The organism is Nocardioides sp. Soil805, from assembly GCF_001429625.1.
Taxonomy (GTDB): domain Bacteria; phylum Actinomycetota; class Actinomycetes; order Propionibacteriales; family Nocardioidaceae; genus Nocardioides.
Window position 1 is genome coordinate 457,333 of the sequence record NZ_LMSU01000002.1, and the last position, 19,512, is coordinate 476,844.

Consider the following 19,512-nt stretch of genomic DNA (forward strand, 5'->3'; position numbering starts at 1 on the left):
ATCCCTGCGTGCCCACGCCGACGAGCAAGCGCAAGGGCGGTGACGGCCGCCTGACGGCTGCCATCGACCCCCACGACCAGGGCCCCCAGGACGCCTGTGGCGTCTTCGGGGTCTGGGCCCCGGGGGAGGACGTCGCCAAGCTCACCTACTTCGGGCTCTACGCGCTGCAGCACCGCGGCCAGGAGTCCGCGGGGATCGCGGTCAGCAACGGGCGCCAGATCCTGGTCTACAAGGACATGGGCCTGGTCTCTCAGGTCTTCGACGAGTCGACGCTGGAGTCCCTCAAGGGACACGTCGCGGTCGGTCACTCCCGCTACTCGACGACCGGCGCGAGCACCTGGCACAACGCGCAGCCCACCTTCCACCCCACGGCGACCGGCTCCATCGCGCTGGCCCACAACGGCAACCTGATCAACACCCCCGAGCTGGCCGAGATGGTCGTCGGCGCGGAGGGCGGCGAGCACCTCGACCTCCAGATGCGGATGCCGCCGGCCTCCACCAACGACACCTCGGTCGTCACCCAGCTCCTCGCCCACCACCCCGGCCAGACGGTCGAGGAGCGCGCCGCCGAGCTGCTGCCGCAGATCAAGGGCGCCTACTCGTTCATCTGGATGGACGAGCACACCCTGTACGCCGCCCGCGACCCCCAGGGCATCCGGCCGCTGGTCCTCGGTCGCCTGGAGCGCGGCTGGGTGATCGCCTCGGAGACCGCCGCCCTCGACATCGTGGGCGCCTCCTTCATCCGCGAGATCGAGCCCGGCGAGATGGTCGCCGTCGACGAGGACGGCCTGCGCACCCAGCAGTTCGCCGAGCCGGCGCCGAAGCACTGCCTCTTCGAGTTCGTCTACCTCGCCCGCCCCGACACCCTCATCACCGGCCAGCGGGTGCACAGCGTGCGCGTCGAGATCGGCCGCCGGCTCGCCAAGGCCTTCCCCGCCGACGCCGACCTGGTGATCCCGGTGCCCGAGTCCGGCACGCCGTCGGCGATCGGGTACGCCGAGGCGTCCGGCATCCCCTACGGCATGGGGCTGGTCAAGAACTCCTACGTCGGGCGCACCTTCATCCAGCCCAGCCAGACGATCCGCCAGCTCGGCATCCGGCTCAAGCTCAACCCGCTGCGCGACGTCATCGAGGGCAAGCGCCTCGTGGTCGTCGACGACTCGATCGTGCGCGGCAACACCCAGCGCGCCCTGGTGCGGATGCTGCGGGAGGCGGGCGCCCGCGAGGTGCACGTGCGGATCAGCTCCCCTCCGGTCAAGTGGCCGTGCTTCTACGGCATCGACTTCGCCACCCGCGCCGAGCTGATCGCCAACGGCCTGACCTCCGACGAGATCTGCCGCTCGATCGACGCCGACTCGCTGGGCTACATCGATCTCGAGGACCTCGTCGAGGCCACCTCGGTGCCCAAGGACGACCTGTGCCGCGCCTGCTTCGACGGCGTCTACCCGATCCCGCTGCCCGAGCCCGAACGGCTCGGCAAGGGGATCATGGAGCCCGCGCCCGACCGGGCCGCGCTGCCGGTGCTCAACAACCCCTGACCACTCGCCGTACCCATCCCAGCAGCAGGAGCGACGTGACCGACAGCGACGTGACCCACCCCGTGCCGTCCACCCAACCGCAGGGGGCCTACGCCGCCGCCGGCGTCTCCATCGAGGCGGCCGACCTGGCCATCGAGCTGATGAAGGGCTCGGTCGCGCGGGCGACCCGGCCCGAGGTGATCGGCGGTCTGGGCGGCTTCGCGGGCCTCTTCGACGCGTCGGCACTCACCAGGTACGAGCGGCCCCTGCTCGCCACCTCCACCGACGGCGTCGGCACCAAGGTCGCGATCGCGCAGGCCATGGACGTCCACGACACGATCGGCTTCGACCTCGTGGGCATGGTCGTCGACGACCTCGTCGTCTGCGGCGCCGAGCCGCTCTTCATGACCGACTACATCGCGACCGGCAGGGTCGTCCCCGAGCGGATCTCCGCGATCGTCAAGGGCATCGCCGACGCCTGCGTGGTCGCCGGCTGCGCCCTGATCGGCGGCGAGACCGCCGAGCACCCCGGGCTCCTCGCCCCCGACGAGTACGACGTCGCGGGCGCCGCCACCGGCGTGGTCGAGGCCGAACGGCTGCTCGGCCCCGGGCGGGTCCGCCCCGGTGACGTGGTGCTGGCCATGGGGTCGAGCGGCCTGCACTCCAACGGCTACTCGCTGGTGCGGTACGTGCTGCTCGGCGAGGGCGGCCCGGGCTGGTCGCTGGACCGCGACGTCGACGTCCTGGGCCGAACCCTGGGCGAGGAGCTCCTCGAGCCCACCCGGATCTACGCCAAGGCGTGCCTGGACCTCGCCGCCCAGACCGAGGTGCACGCGATGTCGCACGTGACCGGCGGCGGGCTCGCGGCCAACCTCGAGCGGGTCATGCCCGTCGAGCTGGCGGCGACCCTGGACCGGGCCACGTGGTCGCTCCCGCCGGTCTTCTCCCTCGTCGCCGAGGTCGGCGACGTCTCCCGCGACGACCTCGAGGCGACGCTCAACTGCGGCGTCGGCATGGTCGCCCTGCTGCCGGCGGACTCGGCCGACCGGGCGATCGCGGTGCTCGACGGCCACGGCATCCCCGCGTGGGTCGCGGGCGAGGTCCACGCCGACGCCGAGCGCGGCGGCCGGGTGACCCTGGAGGGCCAGCACCGCAGCCGGTGAGTCGGCCCCCGGCTCAGTCCGCCAGGGCCTTCGCGACCGCGTCGGCAAAGGGCTGCTGCGCGACCTGGGCGTGCGTCAGCGTCCGCTGCGACACCTCCAGCACGACGGTGTCGGCGGCCGCCACCTGGGCCGCCAGCTGGTCGTCGCCGAAGTACTGGAACCACGCGAAGTCCCCCCGCTCGAAGAGCGGCATCGTCAGGTCGATCGCGGCGTAGGAGAAGGAGTCGCCGATCACCAGGGTGCGACCGGGGTGCAGGCCCTCCGCGGGCCGGCTCCGCCACTGCAGCGGCCCCCACTCGTCCCGGCCGGGGTCGAACACCGGGCCGCCCGGCACGCCCTCGACCGCAGCCCCGGTCGCGAACGCCGCCGAACGGGCCTCCTCGACGTCGTCGCGCCCGGTCTCCACGTAGAGGTCACCCGTGCGCTCGGCGGTCCCGTCGGTCACGACCAGCCGCTCGGCCAGTCCGGGGTCGAGCCGGTCCACCAGCTCCTGCAGCCACAGGCTCGCGCCGTACGACGTCCAGTGGGAGTCGCCGCGCCAGTAGACCTGCTCACCGGCCTCGTCGGCCTCGCGCAGCAGGGCGAGCGAGTCGACGTAGTGGTCCTCGTCGACCGCACCGAGCAGGTGCTCCTGCCAGCGCTGGTTGTCGCGGAAGCAGGCGTCGTGGGGCGTGGTCGCGGGCAGCCGGTCGACCAGGGTGGTCGACTTGTCAGGAACCACCGTCCAGACGACCTCGCGCCCCGACGAGGCGATGGCCGCTGCGACCTCGCCCAGCTGGCGCAGGTCCCGGGCGAAGGTCTGCCCGCTCCCGCAGGACAGGTCGAAGTCGGCCCCGAAGAACAGGTAGCCGTCACGTCCCGTGACCACTGCGGGGGCCGTCCCGGAGGCCGTGTGCAGGCTGGGCGCCGCCATGCGCGGCGTGGGGTCCCGCGTGGGATCGCTGCCCGCCCCGGACCCGCCGCAGGCCGTCACAGCCGTCGCGAGCAGCACGAGCAGGACCAGCCGGGCACGTCGGAGCACCCGCGTAGTCTGACCGACGTCACGGCGATTTCGTGACTTCGTGACCAAATCACGCCGCCCCGGCGTGCGGGAACAGCCACCCAACAGGTAGCGTTGTCCTCACGACAATTTCTTGAGACAGCCCGGGAGCCTTCGTTGCCCCGGCCGATTTGCGAGGGGGCTGACCCTATGGGGCGCGGCCGAGCCAAAGCCAAGCAGACGAAGGTCGCTCGCGACCTGAAGTACCGCACTCACGAGACGGACTTCGGGGCGCTCGCCAGTGAGCTTCACGGTGACAGCGGCAAGGTGGACGAGCAGGTGGATCCTGAAGTCCTCGAGAAGTGGTCCGACGTCATCGAGACGTCTCGCGACTGACCTCGCTCCCCGGTCCCTGGCCGGCTGACCGGGCACTTCATCGCGCTTCGGCGCGGTGACCGGGCAGTTTCTGACCGCTCAGACGTGCCGACCGGGCACTTCCTGACCGCTCGATCACGCCGAACGGGCACTTCCTGACTGCTCAGACGTGGCGACCGGGCACTTCCTGACCGCTCGGCGCTCGTCAGGTGCCAGGAAGTGCCCGCTCGGCGCTTGTCAGGTGCCAGGAAGTGCCCTCTCGGTCAGGGGAGCCAGACGCCGCGCAGCCGACCCACGTCGCGCATGCGACGCTCGGCGAGCCGGTCGGCCGCGATGGCCGGGGCGACCCCGTCGGACGCCGCGAGCTCGAAGACGGCCTTGGTCGTGTCGAAGATGCCCGTGGCGCGCTGCTGGGCGCGGTCGAAGGAGAAGCCCTCGAGCTCGTCGGCGACCTGGATCAGGCCACCTGAGTTGACGCAGTAGTCGGGCGCGTAGAGGATCCCGCGCTCCTCGAGCTGCTTCTCGACCCCGGGGTGGGCGAGCTGGTTGTTGGCGGCGCCGCACACGATCTTGGCGGACAGCACCTCGACGACCTCGTCGGTGAGGGCGCCACCGAGCGCGCAGGGGGCGTAGACGTCCAGCGGGCTCGCGACGAGCGCGTCGGTCGAGGCGACCGCGGTGACGGCCTCGTGCTCGGCGACGAGCGCGTCGACCGAGGGCTGGTGCACGTCGGTGATGACCACCGAGGCGCCGTCCTCGACGAGGTGGCGCACGAGGTGTCGTCCGACCTTGCCCACACCCGCGACCCCGACGGTGCGCCCGTGGAGGGTCGGCGCACCCCAGACGACCTCGGCGGCCGCCCGCATGCCCTGGAACACGCCGTACGCCGTGAGCACCGAGCTGTCGCCCGCGCCGCCGTGGGCGGTGGTGCGACCGGTGACGAAGGAGCACTCGCGCGCGATGTCGTCCATGTCCTCTGAGAATGTCCCCACGTCGCAGGCGGTGTAGTAGCGACCGCCGAGCGACTGCACGAACCGGCCGTAGGCGCGCAGCAGCGCCTCGGTCTTGAGCGTCGCCGGGTCACCGATGATGACCGCCTTGCCGCCGCCGAGGTCCAGGCCGGCGAGCGCCGCCTTGTAGGACATGCCGCGCGAGAGGTTGAGGACGTCCTCAATCGCGTCGTCGGTGCTCGCGTAGGGGTAGAAGCGGGTGCCGCCGAGGGCGGGACCGAGGGCGGTGGAGTGGATGGCGACGATGGCCTTGAGGCCGGTGGCGCGGTCGTTGCAGAAGACGACCTGCTCGTGCTCGCTGCCGAGGTCGAAGACGTCGACAGGGGGATTTCCAGACATGGTGGTGTCCTTCGATGTGTCGTGGCGGTCGCGAGGGTGGTGCGACCCGGTCATGGCGGTCGCATGGGTGGTGACCGCCGTCACGTCCAAGGTTAGTCCGGCTCGCGCATGACCACGACGTCGCCGTGCGTGCCGTAGCCGAGCAGCCGTCCGCCCGCCGGCGCGCCGTTGAAGGCGACCATCAGCCACCCGCCGTCCACGTGGGCGAGCGTCGGCCACGGCAGGTTCGTCGGGTACGGCGCGTCCAGCGCGCCGCGCTCGACCAGGTCGGTGCCGAACACCGGGAACCGGGCCCGTTCGCCCCGCCGCCCGTCCCGTCCGTCGCTGGCCAGGACCAGCAGCTCGCCGTCGACCCGCAGCAGGGTGGTCCCCTCGGTGGCCCGCCGATCCGGAGCGGCCGCGACCAGCGCCAGGTCGTCGAGGGAGGGTCCGGCCGCCAGCGCGGGGTGGAACCGGAAGAAGCGGCTGGCGCTGACGAAGCCCACCAGCCAGCGGTCGCCGTCGCGCAGCAGGTGCGGGTCCCAGACGGCGACCGAGGTGAAGCCGTCGGTGGGCAGCGGCAGCTCGACGGTGTCCAGCACCCGCTCGCCGCGCAACAGGTCCACCGAGCCGTCGACGCTCGCCAGGGTGACGCGCAGCCGCGACGGCGCGGTCCGGTCGGCGCGGGTGGTCGGCTGCTCGAAGTCGCCCCACGTGCTGGTCGCCACCAGCCACCGGTCGCCGTCGCGGACGACATGGGTGGCGTGGTCGCCGTACGCACCCGGGTGGTCGGGGCGGCGGAAGTACAGGTCGCCGGTGTGCCGCAGCTCGAGGGTCTCGGGGGAGAGGCGCCAGAGGCTGGTGTGCGCGCTGTCGAAGAACCCGGGACCGGCCGAGGTGGCGCTCAGCCACAAGTCGCCCTCGTCGCGCACCGGGGTGCCGTCGGCCTCGCTGACCAGTCGCAGGTCGCGCAGGCCGAGCTGGCCGAAGCCGCCGGCCACCGACGGCTGGTCGGGCAGCTCGACCGTCAACGAGGCCAGGGCCTCCTCGTCGTGGAGGACGCCGACGTCGAGGTCGTCGCGCAGGTCGCGGCGGGCGCGGGCGACCCAACGTCCCCGCTCGCGCGACCACGCCGTGAGGTGGGTGCCGGTCAGGGTCAGCCCGAGCTCGGTCGGCGACTCGGCCCCGCCCATCCGCCGGCTCCGGTGCTCGCGGGTGTCGTGCCCTCGGGTCGTGACCAGCGACAGTGCCGACCCGTCGTACGACAGGCCGAGGCGGGTGCCGCCCACGTGCAGGGCGAGGTGCGAGCGGGACGTCGGGGACGCGAGGGTCGTCGTCGCCGCGACGTACGGCGCGAGGGCCGGCAGCGGGTGGCTCCCACCCTCGACCGTGCTGATGCGCGGGGAGGAGACCAGCTCGACCGGGCGCAGGCGGCGCACGATCTCGAGGCGGGGCAGCACCGGGCGATTGTCGCAGCCGGTGCCGCCCCGTCGAGCGGGTGTCAGCCCAGCGACATGCGCGGCTCGCCGCCGACGAGCCCGGTGCCGGCGATGGTGCACTTGCCGCTGCGCACCGCGCCGCCGTTCCAGGCCTGGCGGACGCACGAGCGGGTGGCCATCTGCGCCCAGTAGTTCGGGTGCAGCGACTCCTGGATGTAGTACGGGTTGCTGGAGTCGCAGCAGGTCGAGACCGTGCGGATCTGGTTGATCCACTCGGTCTGGTCGACCGCCCCTGCCTGGGTCCACGAGGACAGCCCCTTCTCCTCGTAGAGCCCCACCGTGTTCTCGCAGAGCCGGCGGCCGTTGAAGGCCGACGAGAGGTCGAGGGTGCGCACGTTGGTGAGCCCGGAGTCGGCCGCGCCGCCGAAGACGGCGCCGTTGATGGTCGGCAGCGCGCTGTTGTTGGCCCAGTCGGCGTCCCGGTTCCAGAAGCCGCAGCCACCCGTGCTCATCCGGGAGTAGCCGGACTCGGAGTAGCGGAACGACGAGGAGCTCGGCAGCGGGGACGGGTAGTTCTGGACCAGCAGCGTCCAGGCGTTGTCGGCGTACCCGGCGTTGCGCATCGCCGTGCGCACGTTCTGCAGGGCGGTGGCGATCGCGGCCCGTCGGGCGGCGACGGCGGAGGCAGTGAAGTTGCCGGTCACCGAGGAGTCGTCGTTGCAGTAGTTCTTGGCCCACGACGGCGAGGTGAGCCAGTTGGTGACGCAGGTCTGCACGATGGAGGCGAAGTTGAAGTCGTTGCCGCCGATGGAGACCGAGACGAGCTTGACGTTGTGGCTCGTCGCGAAGTTCTGCAGCATCAGCGCCTGGCCCTGCTGGCCGCCGCTGTTGTAGAAGTCCAGGCCCGGCTTGAAGTAGCCGTTGGAGTCGGTGAAGGTCGAGGTGCGCGACCCCGAGCAGGCGAGGTTCACCCCGAGCGTCCCGGCTCCGATCTGGGACTGCGAGGACTTGCTGCGGTGGCAGCGGTTGATCTGCTCACCGGTGTTGGTGGCGTTGTCGAAGTACGCCGACCCGCCGAGCGCGTCGGCCCGCGAGTACGACGCGTTGGAGCTGCCGGCCCAGCGGCCGGCCTCCCCGCTGATGTAGGAGTCGCCGAGGGTGACGACGTACGGGGTGCCGGTGCCGGGACCGTCCGCCACGGCCGGAGCCGTGGTGGTGGTGACGGCGAGGCCGGAGGCCAGCAGGGCGAGCACGCTCAGCACGAGCGCGCGGGGGCGCGAGGAAGTCATCGTTCTCCTGACGGTGTGGGTGGACGGTGCCGGCCCCACACCGGCGCTCGGAGTCTTGTGGTTTCCGTCACACCGTGTCAATGGACGCCGCGCCCAACCGGCCTCGTCAGTGAGAGGGCAGTGACCCGCTCAGGCGCTCGTGGCGCTCCGCGCTCGAGCTGTCGAGGCCGACGATCTCGACGGCTTTGCCCTGGCGCTCGTACTTGGTGGTGATGGCGTCGAGGGAGGCCACCGTCGAGGCGTCCCAGACGTGGGACTCCGACAGGTCGATGACGACCTGGTCGGGGTCGTCGGCGTACTCGAACTGCGTGTAGAGGTCGTTGCTGGAGGCGAAGAACAGCTCGCCGGTGACGCGGTAGACGGCCGAGACGCTGCCGTCGGGGTGGGTGACCAGCTCGCGGTGGGTCTCGGTGAGGTGCGCGACCCGGCGGGCGAAGAGGGTCATCGCGACCAGGACGCCGACGACGACCCCGATGGCAAGGTTGTGGCTGGCGACGGTCACCGCGACCGTGGCGACCATGACGGTCGTCTCGGACCGGGGCATCCGGCGCAGGGTGGCGGGTCGCACGGAGTGCCAGTCGAAGGTGCCGACCGAGACCATGACCATCACGGCGACGAGGGCGGCCATCGGGATGAGGGCGACGACGTCGCCGAAGCCGACCACGAGGATGAGCAGGAAGACGCCGGCGAGGAAGGTGGAGATGCGGGTGCGGGCGCCCGACACCTTCACGTTGATCATCGTCTGGCCGATCATCGCGCAGCCGCCCATCCCGCCGAAGAACCCGGTGATGACGTTGGCGGCGCCCTGCCCCCACGCCTCTCGCGTCTTGTCCGAGTGGGTGTCGGTGATGTCGTCGACGAGCTTGGCCGTCAGGAGCGACTCGAGCAGGCCGACCAGGGCCATGGCGATCGCGTACGGCGCGATGACCTGCAGGGTGTCGAGCGTCCACGGCACGTCCGGCACGAAGAGCGAGGGGAGGCTGTCGGGCAGCTCGCCCTCGTCGCCGACGTCGGGCACGTTGATCGCGGCCAGCAGCGTGAAGGCCGTGAGGGCGACGATGGCGACCAGCGGCGCCGGGACGACCCGGGTGACCCGGGGCAGCGCGACGATGACGGCGATGCCGACGGCGACCATCGGGTACACGAGCCACGGCACGTCGACCAGGTGCGGCACCTGGGCCAGGAAGATGAGGATGGCGAGCGCGTTGACGAAGCCGACCATCACCGAGCGGGGGATGAAGCGCATCAGTCGCGCGACGCCGACGAGGCCGAGGACCACCTGGAGGACGCCGGCGAGCAGCACCGTGGCGATGAAGTAGTCCATCCCGTGGTCGCGCATCACCGGGGCGATGACCAGCGCGACCGCACCGGTGGCCGCCGAGATCATGGCGGGGCGTCCGCCGAGGAAGGCGATGGAGACCGCCATGGTGAACGACGCGAAGAGGCCCACGCGCGGGTCGACCCCGGCGATGATCGAGAACGAGATGGCCTCGGGGATCAGAGCCAGCGCGACGACCAGGCCGGCGAGCACCTCGGTGCGCAGCATCCTCGGCGAGCGCAGTGCGGTGCGGACGGTGGGCTCGGGCAGGGCGGCGTCGTACGACGTGGTGGTCACGGGGCTCCGTTCGGGCGGCGGGCGCGGCGGCGCGGGGGCAGGGCGCACGCCGGCAGTGGGTTTGGCGGGTGGGGCAGGGGTGCGCATCATGGGTGCGCGCGCCGGCGTCGTCGCCGGCGGAAGTCTGCTGCCGACCATACCCTCACGCGACGTGAGGGTTGGCATCGTCGCCCGCGAGAGAGGCCCCCGTGACCGACGTACCGACCCCGGCCATGCACATCGGCGAGGTCGCCGCACGCACCGAGCTGTCCCTGCGCAGCCTGCGGCACTGGGAGGAGGTCGGCCTGCTCCGACCGTCCGGCCGCTCCGAGGGTGGGTTCCGGCTCTACACCGAGGGTGACGTCGAGCGGATCCTGGTCATCCGGCGGATGAAGCCCCTCGGCTTCTCCCTCGAGGAGATGAGCGCGGTCATGCGCGACATCGAGGCGCTGGAGGGCGAGGGCGTCGGCAAGGACCAGCGTGACCGCTTGGCCGACGTCCTGGCCGACGCCGCCGAGCGGCGGGCCCGGCTGGTCCGCCAGCTCGCCATGGCCGACGAGTTCATCGACCTGCTGGGCGACCGGCTCGGGTGACCAGGCGGCCGGTGGGCGTCAGTCCGCGTCGAGCACGGAGGCAGGCAGCTCGAGGTCCGGGACCAGCTCGGTGAGCAGGTCGCGCACCCGCGCGTCGAGGTCGCCGATGATCGTGCGGACCGTCTCGTCGTCCTGCCCGCCCGGGTCGGCCACCGGCCAGTCCCGGTAGGTCACGCCGGGAACGAAGGGGCACTCCTCGCCGCAGCCGAGGGTGATCGCCATCGTGCTGGCGGCGATCGTCTCGCGGGTCAGCAGGGTGGGCTCCTCGTGGGAGGTGTCGAGGCCCAGCGCCTCCAGCGCCCGTGCCACCTCGGGGTGGATGTGCTCGCCCGGCTGGGTGCCGGCCGACAGTGCGGTGACCCGACCGCCGGCGTAGTGCTCGGTCAGCACGCGGCTGATCACCGAGCGCCCTCCGTTGCGGACGCAGGCGAAGACGACCTGCGGGGTCGAGGGGGTGGTGGTCATCGGACGTCTCCTGTGGGGGTGGGGGTGCGGTCGCGGAAGAACCTGCGGGCCCAGAGGCTCACGTAGACGAGGCCGACCAGGGCCGGGACCTCGATGAGCGGACCGACGACGCCGGCCAGCGCCTGGCCGGACGCGACGCCGAAGACGCCGATGGCCACCGCGATGGCGAGCTCGAAGTTGTTGCCCGCGGCGGTGAACGAGACGGCGGTGGCGCGGGCGTAGTCGAACCCGAGGGCGTGGGACAGCAGCATCGACCCGCCCCACATCAGCGCGAAGTAGGCGAGCAGGGGCAGCGCGATGCGGGCCACGTCGAGAGGCTCGCTGGTGATCGTGTCGCCCTGCAGCGCGAAGAGCAGCACGATGGTGAACAGCAGGCCGTACAGCGCCGCGGGACCGATGCGGGGCAGGAACGTCCCCTCGTACCACTCGCGCCCCCGGGCCCGCTCGCCGAGCGTGCGCGTGAGGTAGCCGGCGAGCAGCGGGATCCCGAGGAAGACCAGCACCGAGCGTGCGATCTCCCACATGGAGACGTCGAGGTCGGCCTGCGCCAGGCCCAGCCAGCCGGGCAGCACCTCGAGGTAGAAGTAGCCGAGCAGCGCGAAGGCCAGCACCTGGAAGATCGCGTTGATGGCGACCAGGATCGCCGCCGCCTCGCGGTCCCCGCAGGCCAGGTCGTTCCAGATGAGCACCATCGCGATGCACCGGGCGAGGCCGACGATGACCAGGCCGGTGCGGTACTCCGGCAGGTCGGGCAGCAGCAGCCAGGCCAGCGCGAACATCAGCGCCGGGCCGAGCACCCAGTTGAGGAGGATCGACGTCGCGAGCAGCCGGCGGTCACCCGCGACGTGGCCCAGCTCGTCGTACCGGACCTTGGCCAGGACGGGGTACATCATCACCAGGAGCCCGAGCGCGATCGGCAGCGAGACCGACCCGACCTCCACCGCGGCCAGGGCGTCGTCAAGGCCGGGGACCCCGCGACCGAGCAGCAGCCCGGCGACCATGGCCACCCCGATCCACACGGGCAGGAACCGGTCCAGGGTCGAGAGCCGGTGGAGCACCGCGTCGTCGTCACCGCCGGACGGCTGCTCGCGCACGGTGTCGCTCATGCGTCGACCGCCGTCCGGGCGCCGGTGTCGGCGGTGAAGAGCCCCGCCATCGCGGCCATCGCCTCGGGTCGGGCGATGTAGTAGACCCACGTGCCGCGCTTCTCGCGGTCCACGAGGCCCGACTCGTGCAGCACCTTGAGGTGGTGGCTGATCGTCGGCTGCGAGAGGTCGAAGTGGGGCAGGAGGTCGCAGACGCACGCCTCCCCGCCCTCGTGGGACAGCACCAGCGACAGCAGCCGCAGCCGGGCGGGGTCGGCGATCGCCTTGAGCATGGGTACGACGGTGGCGGCCTGCTCGGGGGAGATGGGCTCGCGGGACAGCGGCACGCAACAGGTCAGCGGGTCCGCGCCCGGGGGGACGAGGCCCTCGGAGTTCGACATGCGTCAATGTTGACAGCCGTCGATGTGTGGCGCAATCCGGGTCCACCGTCGCGTGAGTGGGCGTCGCTACGGTGAGGCCATGGAGCTTGCGGTCGACGTCGCGGTCGTGGGCGGAGGGCAGGCCGGCCTGGCCACCGCGTTCTACCTGCGCCGGGCAGGGCTCCGGCCCGGTCGGGAGTTCGTAGTGATCGACGGTGAGGACCGCCCGGGTGGCGCGTGGCAGCACACCTGGGAAGGCCTCCGGCTCTTCTCGCCCGCGACCTACTCCTCGCTGCCGGGCTGGATGATGCCGCCGTGGGACGACGCGACCAAGGGATTCCCACCCCGTGACCACGTGGTCGACTACCTGACGCGCTACGAGGAGCGCTACGGGCTCGACGTACGACGCCCGCACCGGGTCGGCAGGGTCGAGCGGGACGGGGAGCACCTCCACGTCCGGGCGGACGGCCTCGACGTCGCAGCCCGGGCGGTGGTCTCGGCGACCGGTACGTGGACCCGGCCCTTCTGGCCGGTCTACCCGGGTGCGCGGGACTTCGGCGGGCGCCAGCTGCACGCGGCCCAGTACCGCCGTCCCGAGGAGTTCGCGGGCCGGCGCGTGGCGGTGGTCGGGGGCGGGAACTCGGGTGCGCAGGTCCTCGCCGAGGTCTCGACGCTCGCCGAGACGGCGTGGTTCACCAGCAGGCCCCCGCGCTTCCTGCCCGACGACGTGGACGGTCGCGCGCTGTTCGCGGCCGCGACCGCGCGGATCCAGGCGCTGCGTGAGGGCCGCCAGCACCCCGGGGTCGGTGGACTCGGCGACGTCGTGATGGTCGAGAGCGTGCGCGAGGCCCGTGACCGCGGCGTGCTCGTCGCGCGGCCGATGTTCTCCCACCTCACCGCCGGCGGCGTGGTGTCGCCCGACGGTGCGACCTTCGACGCCGACACGGTCATCTGGTGCACCGGGTTCCGTCCCGCCCTCCAGCACCTCCGGGGGCTGGTCCCGCGCGAGGAGGGTGGGCGGATCCGGGTCGACGGCGCGAGCGGCACCCGCGCGGTCGCCGAGCCGCGTCTCCACCTGGTCGGGTACGGCGACTGGACGGGGCCGGCCTCGGCGACCCTGGTCGGCGTCGGGCGATCCGCCCGGGCCACCGCGGAGGAGGTCGTCGGGGCCGTGCGTCCCTGACCCGGCCCTCAGCCACCGCCGGACCCGGCCGCGGCCCGCGGCGTGGCGCCCAGCATCAGCAGCGCCGCGGCGCCGGCGACGACCGCGAGCACGAGGAACGCGGCGCTGTACGACCCGAGCCCGGCGGCCAGCGCCGCCCCGGCGAACGGCGCGATGGCGGAGGCCAGCAGGGCGGGGGCGGTGAGGATCCCGTTGAGGGTGCCGTAGGCGCCCGGTCCCCAGCGGTCGGTGACGGCGGTGGCCTGGACGAGCGTGTAGACCCCGCGCGCGAGGCCGAGGAGCATCCCGATGCCCACCAGCAGTCCGGCCGACGGCGGAGCGAGCGCCAACGCGGCCGTGGCGACGGCGACCGCGCCCACGACGAGGACGGCGCGCGAGGTGACGGAGGTGCGGGAGGCGAAGCGGGCGTACGCCAGCCGGCCCGCCACCTGGCCGACACCGCCGAGGCCGAGGGCCAGCGCGGCGGCGTTGCGGCTCATCCCCTGCTCCACGAGCATCGGGACCAGGTTGATGACGACCGCGAAGACCGCCAGGGCCACCAGCGCGTTGGCGAGGGCCAGCCGGACGAACGGGGCGCTGCGGACGGTGGTGGGCACGGCGGGTGCCGGGCGGGCCGAGAGGGTGCCGCGGCCGGCGGCCCGCCACGGGTGGTCGAGTCCCCACCAGTGCAGCGGCACCGTGATGACCACCAGGCCGGCGAGGAGGACGAGGTAGGCCTGACGCCAGCCGAGCAGGTCGTCGAGGACTGAGGCGAGGGGCGCGAAGACCGTGCTGGCAAGTCCGGCCACCAGGGTGAGGGTCGTGAGCGCCCGGACGCGTCGTACGCCGCCCCAGTGCGTCAGTGCGGCGAACGCCGGCGGGTAGAGAGTGCCGGCCATGGCTGCACCGGTGACGACCCAGCCCGCGTAGAAGACGGTGAGGTCCGCGGCCAGCGCGACCATGGAGAGGCCGGGCAGGGCGAGCAGGGAGGCGCCGGTCATCACCCGGCGTGGGCCGAACTCGTCGAGGTGGCGGCCCACCCAGAGGCCGATCCCGCCCGCGACGAGCTGCGAGACCGAGAAGGCGCCCGTGACCGCCATCGCGGACCACCCCGTGTCGGCGGTGATCGAGGACTGGAGCGCGGCGAAGGCGTAGTAGAGGCAGCCCCACGACACGATCTGCACGGTGCTGAGCACCGTGACGACGCGCCGCAGCCCGACGTCGTCGAGGGCGTCGGACTGCGGCGAGGCCGTGTCGGGCAGGGTCATCGCCCCGCGGTCACTGTCCCGCGCGGCGACCGAGGGTGACGAGCTCGGGGCCGGACGCCGTCGCGCCGCAGCAACCCCCGCCTCCGACCGCGAGGGCGTCGGGAGCGTCGAAGGCGCCCGCGCCGTTGCAGACCCCCGTCTCCGGGAGCACGAGGTCGACGCGGTCGGCGGACTCGAGGTCGCCGTCCAGCGCGGCCACCACGGAGCGGACCTGCTCGTAGCCGGTCATCGCGAGGAACGAGGGCGCCCGCCCGTAGGACTTCATGCCGACCAGGAACAGCCCTGGCTCCGGCTGGGTGAGCTCGCGGTGTCCGTGCGGCGCGACGTCGCCGCACGAGTGGTGGTCGGGATGGATCTGGTCGGCCAGGGCACGCACCGAGCCGAGGGCGGGGTCGAGGTCGAGGCGCACCTCGGAGAGGAACGAGGCGTCCGGCCGGAAGCCGGTGACCACGATGACCTCGTCGACGTCCGTCACCTCGGCACCGTCCACGGACCGCAGGGTGAGCCGCCCGTCGGGCTGCCCCACGACCGCCTCGGTGCGGAACCGGGTGACGTGCGTGACCGCGCCGCCGCCGGCCGCCGCGCGGGCGTCCTGCCCCAGCCGGCCCCGCTGCTCGAGCTGGTCGTTGTCCCCGCCGCCGAAGGCGTCGCCGACGCTGGGGCGTCGCAGCAGCCAGGACACCCGGGTGGCGGAGTCGCGGCGCGCCAGGCTCGCCAGCCCGATGAGCACGCCCTGGGCGGACGCGCCCCGACCGGCCACGGCGACGTGCTTGCCGGCGTAGCGGGCGGCCACGGCCGGGTCGGCGAGGTCGGGGATGCCGTAGGTGATGCGTACGGCGTGCTCCCGCTCGCCGGGGGCCGGGTAGCCGTCGGCGCCGAGCGGGTTGGGGGTGGTCCAGGTGCCGGAGGCGTCGACCACGGCGCTCGCCAGCATCCGGCGGTGGCCGCCGCGGCCCTGCACGTGCACGACGAAGGCGTCGCTCTCGCGACCGGAGTCGACGAGCAGGTCGCGGCCCGCCCGTCCGACTCCCGTGACGCGTGCGTCGTACAGGACGGTGCCGTGCGGTGAGTCGTCGACGACCTGCGCCAGCGGGCGGAGGTAGCGCTCCCGCCACTCGCCGCCGGTGGGGTAGGCACGCTCGTCGGGGGCGGACCAGGTGCCGGCGGCGTCGAGGAGTCGACGCGCGGCAGGGTCGACGAGCTCGGCCCACGAGGAGAAGAGGCGCACGTGCGCCCACTGGCCCACGGCAGTCCCGGCATCGGGGCCGGCCTCGAGGACGACGGCGTCCAGGCCGCGCTCGACGGCGTGCGCGGCGGCGGCCAGCCCGATGGGGCCGGCGCCGATGACGACCAGGGGATGCTGCATGGTGCCCTCCAGGATCGGTATTCATCGACGAGCGTCGATATTGGTGACTGTATCGACCTGCATCGATGAAGGCAAGGTAGTCTGCCGGCATGACGACCGCACCGATCGATGAGCGGCGTCCCGCCCCGGGCCTCGACCGGGCGGACGCCGAGAGCTACGCCGAGTGGTTCGCCGTGCTCGCCGACCCCACGCGGGTGCGCCTCCTGCACACGCTCTCCACCTCGTCCGCCGGCGCGATGCGCATCGGCGACCTGGCCGAGCGCCTCGGCATCAGCCAGAGCACCTGCTCGCACCACTGCCAGCTCCTGCGCAAGGTCGGCTTCGTGGTGGTGGACAAGGTCGGGACCTCGAGCATGGTGTCGGTCAACGCCGCCTGCTGCACCGGGCTGCCGCACGCCGCCGACGTCGTGATGGGCACGCTGTCGTCCCCGCCCTGCTGCCCCGCGGACCTGCCGGTCGACGTCACCACGCGGCCGGTGACCGACGGCGACATGGAGGCCGTCCTCGCGATCTATGCCGAGGGCCTGGCCACCCGCAACGCGACGTTCGAGACCACGGTGCCCACGGCCGGCGAGATGGCCGCCCGGTGGCTGCCCGGCCTCGCGTGGGTCGCGGAGGTCGACGGGGAGGTCGTGGGCTGGACCGCGGTGAGCCCCGTCTCCGCGCGCGAGTGCTATGCCGGGGTGGGGGAGAGCTCGGTGTACGTCGCCGGGTCGGCGCGTGGACGCGGGGTCGGCAAGGCGCTCCTGCACACGCAGGTCACCGGCGCCGATGCCGGCGGGATGTGGACCCTCCAGACGTCGATCTTCCCGGAGAACCGCGCCAGCCTGGCGTTGCACCGCTCCGCGGACTACCGCACGCTGGCCGTGCGCACCCGCATCGCCCGGCTCGACGGGCAGTGGCGCGACACGGTCCTGCTCGAGCGGCGCAGCGAGTCGTGCTGAGCGCTGGCGCTCGAGACCGGGGAACAGCGAAGCGCCCGGTCGGGACGTGACCGGGCGCTTCGCGTGCGTGTGGCCAGGGGCGGGGTCGAACCGCCGACCTACCGATTTTCAGTCGGTCGCTCGTACCAACTGAGCTACCTGGCCAAGCGCGTGGAATGCTACATGAGCGCCGCGGTCGGCGAGGAATCGGCCGTCAGACGGGGGCGTCCGCCTCGCGGACCGGCAGCTCGACCCAGAAGGCGGAGCCGCGTCCGGGGGTCGAGTGGGCGTCGACGGTCCCGCCGTCGCGCTCGGCGAGCGAGCGGGACAGGGACAACCCGAGCCCGGTGCCCCTGACGCCCGCGCGGGCGTACCGGACGAACGGGTTGAACACGTCCCGGAGCTGCTCGACCGTGAGGCCCTCGCCCGTGTCCCGGACGATGATCCGGAGCCGGGGCTCGCCCGACTCGCCGCGCAACGCCTGGGTCGAGACCTCCACCGCACCGCCCGGGTTGTGGACGACGGCGTTGCCGATCAGGTTGGACAGCACCTGCCGGAAGCCCGCGGCGTGCGCCCACACGGTCTGGCCGGATGTGACGGAGCACCCGAGCGTGACGTCGGAGGCGCGCGCGGTGGCCCGGTGCCAGTGCAGGACGTCCTCGACGGCGGCACCGACGTCCAGGACCTCGCGGCTCTCCTCGGTGCCCATGGTCCGGCCCGCGCTGAGCAGGTCCTCGACGACGGCCATCAGCTGCTCGCAGGCGCGCAGGATGACCTGGCCGTCGCGGCCGACGGCCTCGGCGAAGGGGTCCGCCTCGTTCTGGCCGGCCTCGTCCACCAGCATCTCGGTGTAGCCGACGATGGCCGTCAGCGGCGTGCGTAGCTCGTGGCCGATCGAGGCGAAGAAGTGCTGCTGCGCCTCACGGGTCTGGGCGCCTGCTGCTACGGCGTCCGCGAGGGAGCGGCGGGCCTGCTCGAGGGCGATACGTGACGTCAGGGCTGCGTGGAGGAGTCGGAAGTCCGCAACACCCTCGTCCGACCACGGGCCGTGCGCAGTGCCTCCCATGGCCAGGCTGCCGTAGACCACCCCGTCGGCCACCTGGATGCCGACCACCATGCTTCGGATACCGCACGAGGCGAGCTCCCGCCGGTCCTGCTCCGCGTCCGGTGGCAAGACGTGGGCGTCAGGTACCGCGACGACGGCGCGGCGAGCGTGTTGCGACACCCACGGCATGGAGAGGGTGGCCTCTGGCCCGGCGCCAGGGGCCGGGGCGACTGAACACTTGGCGCCGGGTCGCAACCACTCGCGAAGGTAGGCGCGCTGTCCCAGATGTGCCCAGGCCGACTCGTCGGCGGGCGCAAATATCGTCAAGGCGGCGGTGACTGACTCCACGCGGGAAGAGGTGAGCAGGTGAGCCGCCACCTGTTCGTACGCCTGGTCCAGGGGAGTAGCAGTGTCGAGGACGGCCGCGGCGAGACGTGTTGCGGACGGCGACACCGCGGCATCCTGCGACACATACTGGAGCGCAGACCCGTCGGTCATGAGTCAGACCCCTCCCAGAGCTCGACCGCGAGCGATGCAGGCTTTGGCAGTATCCCCCTGCTCTGGTCGATTGTGACGGACGAGGCCAGTGTCATGCGATGCGGTCTCGCCCAGACTGCGAGGTCGCGCAGCAGGGCGAGGCCCAGGGTCCGGCCGGGGCACGCGTGCGCACCGGCACCGAACGGCAGCCAGGCTCCCGGACGCATGTCGCCGCGGTCCCAGCGCTTCGGGCAGAAGCGCATCAGGTCCTCGGGACCGTCGGGCGCGAGCTCTCTCTGGCGCCCGAGCAGAAGTGGGCTCACGAGAACCACGGCCGCGGCGGGCAGGGCAATTCCGCCGACCTCGACAGGACCGGTGGTGATCCTCGCCGTCACCCAGGTCGGGGGCGTGAGGCGCAGGCTCTCCCAGACGGCATGATCGGCGTCGAAGTCCTCGTCCGTCCGGTCCGCTAGGTGGACCAGCAACCAGGCGCCGGCCGCAATGGGCACCTGGATCCCGGCGGCCAGCATCGTCGCGACGACCGACGGGGTGTCGGTGATGCCGCACCCGGGGAGGACGTCCGCCAGGGACTGCTCGAGGGCCACGCGGGCGCGGTGCTCGCGGCGCCGGGTGCGGCTCCAGCGTCGTGGGGCGCGCGGGCTGGCGATGACCGGGGCCAGGGCGTCGATCCAGGCCAGCACCTCGTCGGCCACCCGGTCGCGGGTGTCGGGGTCCAGGTCGACGAGGACCGCCGCGCAGGTCGCCCGCGCGACGGGACGCCTGAGGAGGTCCATGGCCTCGAAGGTCGAGGCTCCACCGTCATCGGACGAGGGCACGCTTCGCACCGCGGTGTCCCACTCGGCGGCGAACGTGGACCGTCCGCGCTCGACCTCGTCGGGGGTCACGGGGGCGAAGACGTGGTGGCCGGTGCGGGTGTCGGCGGTGCTGGCCGACAGGTCCGTGCTGCGCGTGACGCTGGTGGGGAAGTCGAATGCTGGCGCGTCCATGAGGACTCGCCTGGACTGCTCGGAGGTGGTGGCCAGCCAGGGGCCGTGCGGCCCCAG

At 72.7% G+C, this 19,512-nt stretch carries 18 protein-coding genes and 1 tRNA gene; 6 read left to right on the forward strand and 13 right to left on the reverse strand.

Going from position 1 to position 19,512, the window contains the following annotated elements:
- Window positions 1-8 precede the first annotated feature (8 nt).
- Together purF and purM are read left to right on the forward strand one after the other, a co-directional pair.
- Window positions 9-1,538 carry an amidophosphoribosyltransferase gene (purF, locus tag ASG94_RS12655; protein WP_056926808.1) on the forward strand — a complete coding sequence of 510 codons (1,530 nt, stop codon included), beginning with the start codon at window positions 9-11 and terminating at the stop codon, window positions 1,536-1,538.
- A gap of 35 nt (window positions 1,539-1,573) precedes the next feature.
- Window positions 1,574-2,680: a phosphoribosylformylglycinamidine cyclo-ligase gene (gene purM, locus ASG94_RS12660; protein WP_156411570.1), complete on the forward strand. Its 1,107-nt coding sequence runs from the start codon at window positions 1,574-1,576 to the stop codon at window positions 2,678-2,680.
- Window positions 2,681-2,693: 13 nt separating this feature from the next.
- On the opposite strand, the gene ASG94_RS12665 is transcribed toward purM, so the two are convergent.
- The gene (locus ASG94_RS12665) at window positions 2,694-3,701 is read right to left on the reverse strand and encodes an alginate O-acetyltransferase AlgX-related protein (protein ID WP_056926809.1); all 1,008 of its coding nucleotides are present in this window, start codon (window positions 3,699-3,701) and stop codon (window positions 2,694-2,696) included.
- Between the two features lie 168 nt (window positions 3,702-3,869).
- On the opposite strand from ASG94_RS12665, the gene ASG94_RS12670 reads away from it, so the two are divergent.
- Window positions 3,870-4,055: a DUF3073 domain-containing protein gene (locus ASG94_RS12670; RefSeq protein ID WP_056926810.1), complete on the forward strand. Its 186-nt coding sequence runs from the start codon at window positions 3,870-3,872 to the stop codon at window positions 4,053-4,055.
- 242 nt (window positions 4,056-4,297) lie between these two features.
- On the opposite strand, the gene ASG94_RS12675 is transcribed toward ASG94_RS12670, so the two are convergent.
- From ASG94_RS12675 to ASG94_RS12690, 4 genes are all read right to left on the reverse strand, one after another.
- Window positions 4,298-5,383: a Glu/Leu/Phe/Val family dehydrogenase gene (locus ASG94_RS12675; RefSeq protein ID WP_056927263.1), complete on the reverse strand. Its 1,086-nt coding sequence runs from the start codon at window positions 5,381-5,383 to the stop codon at window positions 4,298-4,300.
- A gap of 92 nt (window positions 5,384-5,475) precedes the next feature.
- The gene (locus ASG94_RS12680) at window positions 5,476-6,822 is read right to left on the reverse strand and encodes a hypothetical protein (RefSeq protein WP_056926811.1); all 1,347 of its coding nucleotides are present in this window, start codon (window positions 6,820-6,822) and stop codon (window positions 5,476-5,478) included.
- Window positions 6,823-6,863: 41 nt separating this feature from the next.
- A complete protein-coding gene (locus tag ASG94_RS12685) occupies window positions 6,864-8,090 on the reverse strand; it encodes a hypothetical protein (protein WP_056926812.1) in 1,227 nt (408 codons plus the stop codon).
- Window positions 8,091-8,196: 106 nt separating this feature from the next.
- On the reverse strand, window positions 8,197-9,705 hold the full coding sequence (locus ASG94_RS12690) for a SulP family inorganic anion transporter (protein ID WP_056926813.1): 1,509 nt from the start codon (window positions 9,703-9,705) through the stop codon (window positions 8,197-8,199).
- 188 nt (window positions 9,706-9,893) lie between these two features.
- On the opposite strand from ASG94_RS12690, the gene ASG94_RS12695 reads away from it, so the two are divergent.
- Entirely contained in the window at window positions 9,894-10,277 is a 384-nt protein-coding gene (locus tag ASG94_RS12695) for a MerR family transcriptional regulator (protein ID WP_200958110.1), read from the forward strand.
- 18 nt (window positions 10,278-10,295) lie between these two features.
- Here the strand turns inward: ASG94_RS12695 and ASG94_RS12700 are convergent, their stop codons facing one another.
- From ASG94_RS12700 to ASG94_RS12710, 3 genes are read right to left on the reverse strand one after another with little or no spacing between them, the layout of a single operon-like run.
- A complete protein-coding gene (locus tag ASG94_RS12700) occupies window positions 10,296-10,742 on the reverse strand; it encodes an arsenate-mycothiol transferase ArsC (protein WP_056926814.1) in 447 nt (148 codons plus the stop codon).
- On the reverse strand, window positions 10,739-11,848 hold the full coding sequence (arsB, locus tag ASG94_RS12705; RefSeq protein WP_056926815.1) for an ACR3 family arsenite efflux transporter: 1,110 nt from the start codon (window positions 11,846-11,848) through the stop codon (window positions 10,739-10,741). Before arsB ends, ASG94_RS12700 begins: the two co-directional genes overlap by 4 nt.
- Entirely contained in the window at window positions 11,845-12,228 is a 384-nt protein-coding gene (locus ASG94_RS12710; RefSeq protein ID WP_056926816.1) for an ArsR/SmtB family transcription factor, read from the reverse strand. Before ASG94_RS12710 ends, arsB begins: the two co-directional genes overlap by 4 nt.
- 79 nt (window positions 12,229-12,307) lie before the next feature.
- Here ASG94_RS12710 and ASG94_RS12715 point away from each other — a divergent pair, with 79 nt between their 5' ends.
- The gene (locus ASG94_RS12715; RefSeq protein WP_056926817.1) at window positions 12,308-13,390 is read left to right on the forward strand and encodes an ArsO family NAD(P)H-dependent flavin-containing monooxygenase; all 1,083 of its coding nucleotides are present in this window, start codon (window positions 12,308-12,310) and stop codon (window positions 13,388-13,390) included.
- An 8-nt stretch (window positions 13,391-13,398) separates the two neighbouring features.
- On the opposite strand, the gene ASG94_RS12720 is transcribed toward ASG94_RS12715, so the two are convergent.
- Together ASG94_RS12720 and ASG94_RS12725 are read right to left on the reverse strand one after the other, a co-directional pair.
- Entirely contained in the window at window positions 13,399-14,637 is a 1,239-nt protein-coding gene (locus ASG94_RS12720; protein ID WP_056926818.1) for an MFS transporter, read from the reverse strand.
- A gap of 10 nt (window positions 14,638-14,647) precedes the next feature.
- Window positions 14,648-16,003, reverse strand: coding sequence for an FAD-dependent oxidoreductase (locus ASG94_RS12725; protein WP_056926819.1), 1,356 nt, complete (start codon window positions 16,001-16,003; stop codon window positions 14,648-14,650).
- Between the two features lie 89 nt (window positions 16,004-16,092).
- On the opposite strand from ASG94_RS12725, the gene ASG94_RS12730 reads away from it, so the two are divergent.
- Entirely contained in the window at window positions 16,093-16,947 is an 855-nt protein-coding gene (locus ASG94_RS12730) for a helix-turn-helix domain-containing GNAT family N-acetyltransferase (protein ID WP_056926820.1), read from the forward strand.
- 70 nt (window positions 16,948-17,017) lie between these two features.
- Here ASG94_RS12730 and ASG94_RS12735 read toward each other — a convergent pair.
- The 3 genes from ASG94_RS12735 to ASG94_RS12745 form a co-directional block, all read right to left on the reverse strand.
- Window positions 17,018-17,091, reverse strand: a tRNA-Phe gene (locus ASG94_RS12735).
- A 49-nt stretch (window positions 17,092-17,140) separates the two neighbouring features.
- Entirely contained in the window at window positions 17,141-18,043 is a 903-nt protein-coding gene (locus tag ASG94_RS12740) for a sensor histidine kinase (protein WP_056926821.1), read from the reverse strand.
- Window positions 18,044-18,465: 422 nt separating this feature from the next.
- Window positions 18,466-19,455 (reverse strand): cytochrome P450, encoded by a 990-nt coding sequence (locus ASG94_RS12745; protein ID WP_056926822.1) that lies wholly within the window; start codon window positions 19,453-19,455, stop codon window positions 18,466-18,468.
- Window positions 19,456-19,512 lie beyond the last annotated feature (57 nt).